This window comes from Streptomyces tricolor (genome assembly GCF_002155905.1).
GTDB classification, from domain to species: Bacteria; Actinomycetota; Actinomycetes; order Streptomycetales; family Streptomycetaceae; genus Streptomyces; species Streptomyces tricolor.
The window spans coordinates 1-5864 of sequence record NZ_MUMF01000738.1; the positions used below are offsets into that span (position 1 = coordinate 1).

General features: G+C 73.8%; 6 protein-coding genes. 2 read left to right on the forward strand and 4 right to left on the reverse strand.

From position 1 onward, the window contains the following. The coding region (locus CCN44_RS38555; RefSeq protein ID WP_107502159.1) for a bifunctional DNA primase/polymerase at nucleotides 1–587 on the forward strand (587 nt) is incomplete at its 5' end. Between the two features lie 102 nt (nucleotides 588–689). Here the strand turns inward: CCN44_RS38555 and CCN44_RS38560 are convergent. Continuing rightward, entirely contained in the window at nucleotides 690–1574 is an 885-nt protein-coding gene (locus CCN44_RS38560) for an alpha/beta fold hydrolase (RefSeq protein ID WP_086703505.1), read from the reverse strand. Between the two features lie 276 nt (nucleotides 1575–1850). Next, nucleotides 1851–2543 carry a metal-dependent transcriptional regulator gene (locus tag CCN44_RS38565; protein WP_059250541.1) on the reverse strand — a complete coding sequence of 231 codons (693 nt, stop codon included), beginning with the start codon at nucleotides 2541–2543 and terminating at the stop codon, nucleotides 1851–1853. 191 nt (nucleotides 2544–2734) lie between these two features. Here CCN44_RS38565 and CCN44_RS38570 point away from each other — a divergent pair, with 191 nt between their 5' ends. Then, the gene (locus CCN44_RS38570; RefSeq protein ID WP_086703508.1) at nucleotides 2735–3490 is read left to right on the forward strand and encodes an SIS domain-containing protein; all 756 of its coding nucleotides are present in this window, start codon (nucleotides 2735–2737) and stop codon (nucleotides 3488–3490) included. Between the two features lie 20 nt (nucleotides 3491–3510). Here CCN44_RS38570 and CCN44_RS38575 read toward each other — a convergent pair whose 3' ends face one another. Continuing rightward, nucleotides 3511–4908 carry a PAS domain-containing protein gene (locus CCN44_RS38575; protein ID WP_086703521.1) on the reverse strand — a complete coding sequence of 466 codons (1398 nt, stop codon included), beginning with the start codon at nucleotides 4906–4908 and terminating at the stop codon, nucleotides 3511–3513. A 398-nt stretch (nucleotides 4909–5306) separates the two neighbouring features. Beyond that, the coding region (gene pdxH, locus CCN44_RS38580) for a pyridoxamine 5'-phosphate oxidase (protein WP_086703514.1) at nucleotides 5307–5864 on the reverse strand (558 nt) is incomplete at its 5' end.

Sequence of the window (5864 nt, forward strand, 5' to 3'; positions counted from 1 at the left end):
AGACCGCCGTACGCTACGCCGAGGAACGGCACTGGGACGTGTTCCCGGGCACCTGGCTGGAAGCCGTCGACGGGATGCAGCACTGCTCGTGCGGCGACGCTTCCTGCCCTGCGCCGGGTGCGCACCCCGCGCGCCCCGACTGGGTGACCCAGGCGACCGGCAGTGCGACCGTCGCGCGCCGGATGTGGCAGAAGCAGCCGACCGCGTCGATCCTGCTGCCGACGGGGCGGACGTTCGACACGCTGTCCGTCCCGGAGAGCGCGGGCTTCCTGGCGCTCGCCCGCATGGAGCGGATGGAGCTGACGCTCGGGCCGGTCACGCTGACCCCGGACCGGCGGATGCACTTCTTCGTCCTGCCCGGGGCGTCCGCGAAGGTGCCGGACCTGGTGCGCAAGCTCGGCTGGTCGCTGCCGTCGCTGGACCTGGTGGCGCAGGGCGAGGGCGCGTACGTGGCCGCGCCGCCCACGCGGTTCGGGTCGCGGGGGGCCGTGCAGTGGGCCCGCCGGCCGACGCCGGCGAATCGCTGGCTACCGGACGCGGAGGAACTGATCTCGCCGCTGGCCTATGCGTGCGGGAGGGATCGGTAGCCGGTTCGCCCACTCGTCCGCGGAGTCCGGTTCGTCGGCGGCTACGGCGTGGCTGATCGCGCAGTTCCCCGCGCCCCTGAAGGGGCGCCGCATCCGCGCATCTCAATCCCCGAGTAACCGATCAAGAAACGGCGAGACAGCCCTCCACCAAGCCCCCGGCAGGTCGTAGTGGGCGAGATGCCCCGCATCCGGCACCTCCGCATACTCCCCCCGCGGCAGCACCCGCACCATCTCCTGGGCCTCCGCCCGGCCCAGCTCGCCGTCCACGCCCCGCACCACCAGCGTCGGGCAGCGGACCTGGGCCAGTTCCTCCCAGTGGGCGTCGTACACCCAGGTCGCCCGGGAGCTGAGCATGTGCCGGGGGTGGAAGACGGGTCGCCAGCCGTCCTCGCACTCGTGCATCACCTCGGCGTAGAACGCACCGCGCGCGGGGCTGGGCCGCTCCACCCGGGGGTCGTCCTCGCCGAACCACTTGCGGACGTCGGCGAGGTTGGCGAAGGGGACGGGCCAGGACCGGAACCAGTCGGCCCACTCGCGCTGCGAGGCCCCGCCGAGCGCGGAGGCCCGCATGTCGCAGATGACCAGGCCGCGGACCAGGTCGGGGCGTTCGGCGGCGAGCTGCCACGCGGTCAGCGCGCCCATGGCGTGGCCGACGAGGACGGCGGGGGCGAGACCGAGCTGCTCCACGGCGGCCTCGGCGTCCTCGACGTAGGCCTCACGGGTGTAGGCGGCCGGCGGGGGCTTGTCGCTCTGGCCGTGGCCGCGCTGGTCGAGCGCCACGGCGCGGTGGCGCTCGGCGAGCCGGCGGGCGGTGGCCGCCCAGTGGGAGGCGCGGCCCATCAGACCGTGGAGCAACAGCACCCCCGGAACGCCCGGCTCCGCCTCCGCTTCCGCGTCGGGACCCGCCTCCGGTTTCGGCGGGTCGGCGAACTCCCAGGCGGCCAGCCGCAGCCCGCCCGCTCCCGTCACATCGATACGCCGTGCCATCGGCCTGGCACCCCCCAGTGCTCCGCCTGCCTCGTCGTCCAGCCGCCCCAGGCTATCGAATACCTATTCGAAAATTCCGTTTCTGATGGACAACACCCCTCGTTCGAGTGACACCCCTCAAGGAATGATCGGCGCAGCCGAGGGGATCTTTCTGGCAGGAGGCGGACCGCTCGGGGAAAAACGGTCCGAGGGGGATGACCCTGAGAGCTCGGGGCTCCGGGTCAGCACAGGGGAGGACAGGCCCCGGCGCCGCACGGCGCCGGGGCCTCCACCGTCTCAGCGCTTGGCGACGAACACGTGGGAGGCGATGTCCGCCTCCAGCTCGGCCGCCTCACCGCCGCTGCCCACCAGCACACCACCGGGCGACTCCGTGACGCTCACCACCGACCCGGGCTGCACACCCGCCCGCCGCAGCGTGTACATCAGCTGCGCGTCCGTCTGGATCGGCTCGCCGATCCGGCGCACGACGACCGTCTTGCCGTCCGTGCCCGGGTCCAGGTCGGCCAGCGACACCATGCTCTCGTCCAGGAACGGGTCCGCCCCGTCCTTCTCGCCCAGCTCCTCCAGGCCCGGGATGGGGTTGCCGTACGGCGACTCGGTGGGGTGCCGCAGCAGCTCCAGCACGCGACGCTCCACCGCCTCGCTCATCACGTGCTCCCAGCGGCAGGCCTCCGCGTGCACCTGCTCCCACTCCAGCCCGATCACATCCACGAGCAGGCACTCGGCCAGGCGGTGCTTGCGCATCACGCGCGTCGCCAGCCGGCGGCCCTCGTCGGTCAGCTCCAGGTGCCGGTCGCTGGCCACGGACACCAGACCGTCGCGCTCCATCCGCGCCACCGTCTGGCTCACCGTCGGCCCGCTCTGGTCCAGCCGCTCCGCGATGCGGGCGCGCATGGGGACGACGCCTTCCTCTTCGAGTTCGAGGATGGTGCGGAGATACATCTCCGTGGTGTCGATCAGTCCGGACATACGTGCCCCTCGATTACCTCTGTCGGCAGCCGGCCGCTGGCGCTGGCCCTGGCACCAATTCTGCCGGATCCCACTGACAAGCGGGCGGTACCGGGGAAACGGGGCCGTCAAGGGGGGCGCGGCCGTATTGACACCGAGATGGTCCAGACCGCACGGTGATCCGCGACACAGACGCTGCGAAGGGGCACCGCATGAGCGACGGCACGCCTGCCGACCTGTTCTTCGACGCCGCCATCGGCCTGCTGCACCGGGTCCGCGACGAGGAGGCCGAGGCCATCGCCGCGGCCGGCACCCTGCTCGCCGACACCGTCGCGGCCGGCGGTCGCCTGTTCGCCTTCGGCGCCGGGCACTCCTCGCTGGCCGCCCAGGACGTCGTCTACCGCGCGGGCGGCCTGGCGCTGATGAACCTGCTCGCCGTACCCGGCGTCGTCGGCGTCGACGTCACCCCGGCCACCCTCGGCTCCGCCCTCGAACGCGTCGACGGCCTCGCGAGCGCCGTCCTGGACACCTCCCCGCTCCGCGCCGGCGACGCCCTCGTGATCGTCTCCCTGTCCGGGCGCAACGCCCTGCCCGTGGAGATGGCCCTCACCGCCCGCGCCCACGGCGTACGGGTCGTCGGCGTCACCTCGGTCGCGTACGCCGCGGAGACGACGTCCCGGCACAGCTCCGGCACCTTCCTCAAGGACCACTGCGACATCGTCCTCGACTCGAAGATCGCCGTCGGCGACGCCGAACTCGCCCTCGACACCATCCCGGCGCCCTTCGCCCCCGCCTCCACGGTCGTCACCGCCGCCCTGATGCAGGCCGTCGTGGCGACCGCCGCCGCCACCCTCGCCGACCGCGGCATCGAACCCCCGCTGCTGCGCTCCGGCAACGTCGACGGCGGCCACGAGTGGAACAGCCGGGTGATGGCGGAGTACGGCGACCGGATCTTCTACCGCCACTGACACCGCCGGCGCCGCCGGACCTACTCCGCCGGCCGCTCCCGCACCGCCTCCGCCAGGTCGAGCGCCATCGCGATCCGTACGGCCACGTCCTCCGCGTACGCCGCGTCGGACCGCTCGAAGCGGCTGCGGCCGGCGCCGCGCAGGAAGGTCACCACGCCCAGCGTCCGCCCCCGGCTGCGCAGCACCGCGCACAGCGCGTGCACCGCGTCGCCGGGCCACTGCCGCTCCAGCGCCCACTCCCGCGCCCGCTCGGCCGGCACCGGCCCGGCGTCCGCGCGCACGGTCCCGGTCCGCTCCACGCACCGCAGCGCCGGATGCCCCTCCCGGTAGCGCACGGGCAGCCCGGCCGCGCCCGTGAGCAGGCTCGGCCCCGGCGCCCCGGCCGGCGTCGCCGCGAGCCGTACCAGCCGGACCGGGCCCGGCTCGCCCTCCGCGCGCGGGCCGCCCGCCAGCCGGTCGACGAGGGCGTGGTCGGCGTAGCCGGCGAGGGCGAAGTCCAGGTGGACGGTGGCCGCCTCCACCGGGTCCTCGCACTCGGCCGCGGCCCGGGCCGCCCGGTGCAGCTGGTTCGTCCGGAACCGCAGCAGGGCCGCCTCCTGCTCCCCCTGCTTGGCCTCGGTGACGTCCTCGAACAGCCACCCCACGCCGAGCGGCACCGGCTCCTCCGCGAGCGGCGAGGCCAGCCGCACGAACCCGCTGCGCCAGCAGCGCCGCTTGTCCCCCTCCGGGGTCCGCACGGTCACCCACAGATCGGCGGGCGCGGGCGGCGCGCCCTCGGCGAGGACGTGCGTCAGCGCGGCCTCCAGCTCCTCCACGCCCTGCGCCAGCAGCTCGCCCAGCGGACGCCCCAGCGCGGACGTACGGCCCAGCCCCAGCGAGCGCGCCGCGTGCGCGTTCACCACGGCGGGCCGCAGGTCGGCGTCGACCAGCACGACCCCCCAGGAGGCGTCCTCGAACAGGGCCTCGCTCAGCGCGATCGAGCGCTCCAGGTCGATCTGCGCGTGCACCTCGCTGAACGCGCAGTACACCCCCGCGGGCTGCCCGTCGGGCCCGCGCACCGCGGCCGACTGCGTCCGTACGAGCACCCGCCCGCCGTCCTTGGTGACGAGCGCGAACTCGTGCACCTGCCGCCCCGGCGCGCGCATCGCCGACATCAGCCGGGCCTGCACCTCCTCGGCGTCGGCGGTGCGCACCGCCCAGCCGGCGAACCCCTGCCGCCCGACGGCCTCCGCGGCCGTCCACCCGAGGATCCGCTCGGCCTCCCGGTTCCAGTGGGTCACCACCCCGTCGGCGTCGAAGGCGCACAGCGCCGCGTCCATGCCGTCCAGCAGCGCGGCGAGCAGGTCGGATCCCCCGGACTCACCGGGCTCCTCCGGCCCCAGCTCGTCCGTGGTCCCACTCCGCCGCGAAGCACTCACCTGGACCCCCTGGAGGCTGCGTCCGCGCACACACGGCACTCGGTTCGCTCACTGGCCTGCACTGGCCTTCATTCAACTGGAACGTGACCCAGCACACATCCTGTTCCCGCAAGAAAAAATCGGTTGAGTGCCTCCGGGCCGCTTCCTAGGGTGTCGGGTACACGAGAAGGGAGGTGGTTCGGCAGATGTATGGAAACCGGACGCGTGAGGTGGCTGCGGGCTAGCGGCCCGTCACCACGCCATGTGCGGTGCCGGACCAGCGCGCGACAGATGCGTGCAGCCGGCCCAATCCCAAGCAGTCACCCGACCCGCGGGCTGCCGGTACGTCCGGCCGGCTCCTCCTCGGAGGAACCCAGCCCGCGGGTCGTCTGCGTTTCCGGAAGGTGCCCGGGGGGCCGTCAGGGGCTGAGGCGTTCGACCTTCCAGGTGCCGTTCGGCCGGGCGGCGTAGCGCAGGCGGTCGTGGAGGCGGTTGGCGCGGCCCTGCCAGAACTCGATCGTCTCGGGGACGACGCGGAAGCCGCCCCAGTGCGGCGGGACGGGGACCTGTTCGTCCTCGGGGTAGCGGGCCGCGAGTTCGGCGTAGGCCGTGTCCAGTTCGGTGCGCGAGGCGATCACCGTGGACTGGGCGCTGGCCCAGGCGCCCAGCTGGGAGCCGTGCGGGCGGGTGCGGAAGTAGGCGGCGGTCTCGTCGCGGCCGGTGCGCCGGGCGGTGCCGGTGACGATGACCTGGCGGGCCAGCGGGTGCCAGGGGAAGAGCAGCGAGACGTGCGGGTTCGCCGCCAGGTCGCGGCCCTTGCGGGAGTCGTAGTTGGTGAAGAAGACGAAGCCCTCGGTGTCGTACTGCTTCATCAGTACCGTGCGTGAGCTGGGGCGGCCCGTCGCGTCCGCCGTGGAGACGACCATCGCGTTGGGTTCGTAGAGCGTGCCGTGCAGGGCCGCCCGGGCGGCATCCTC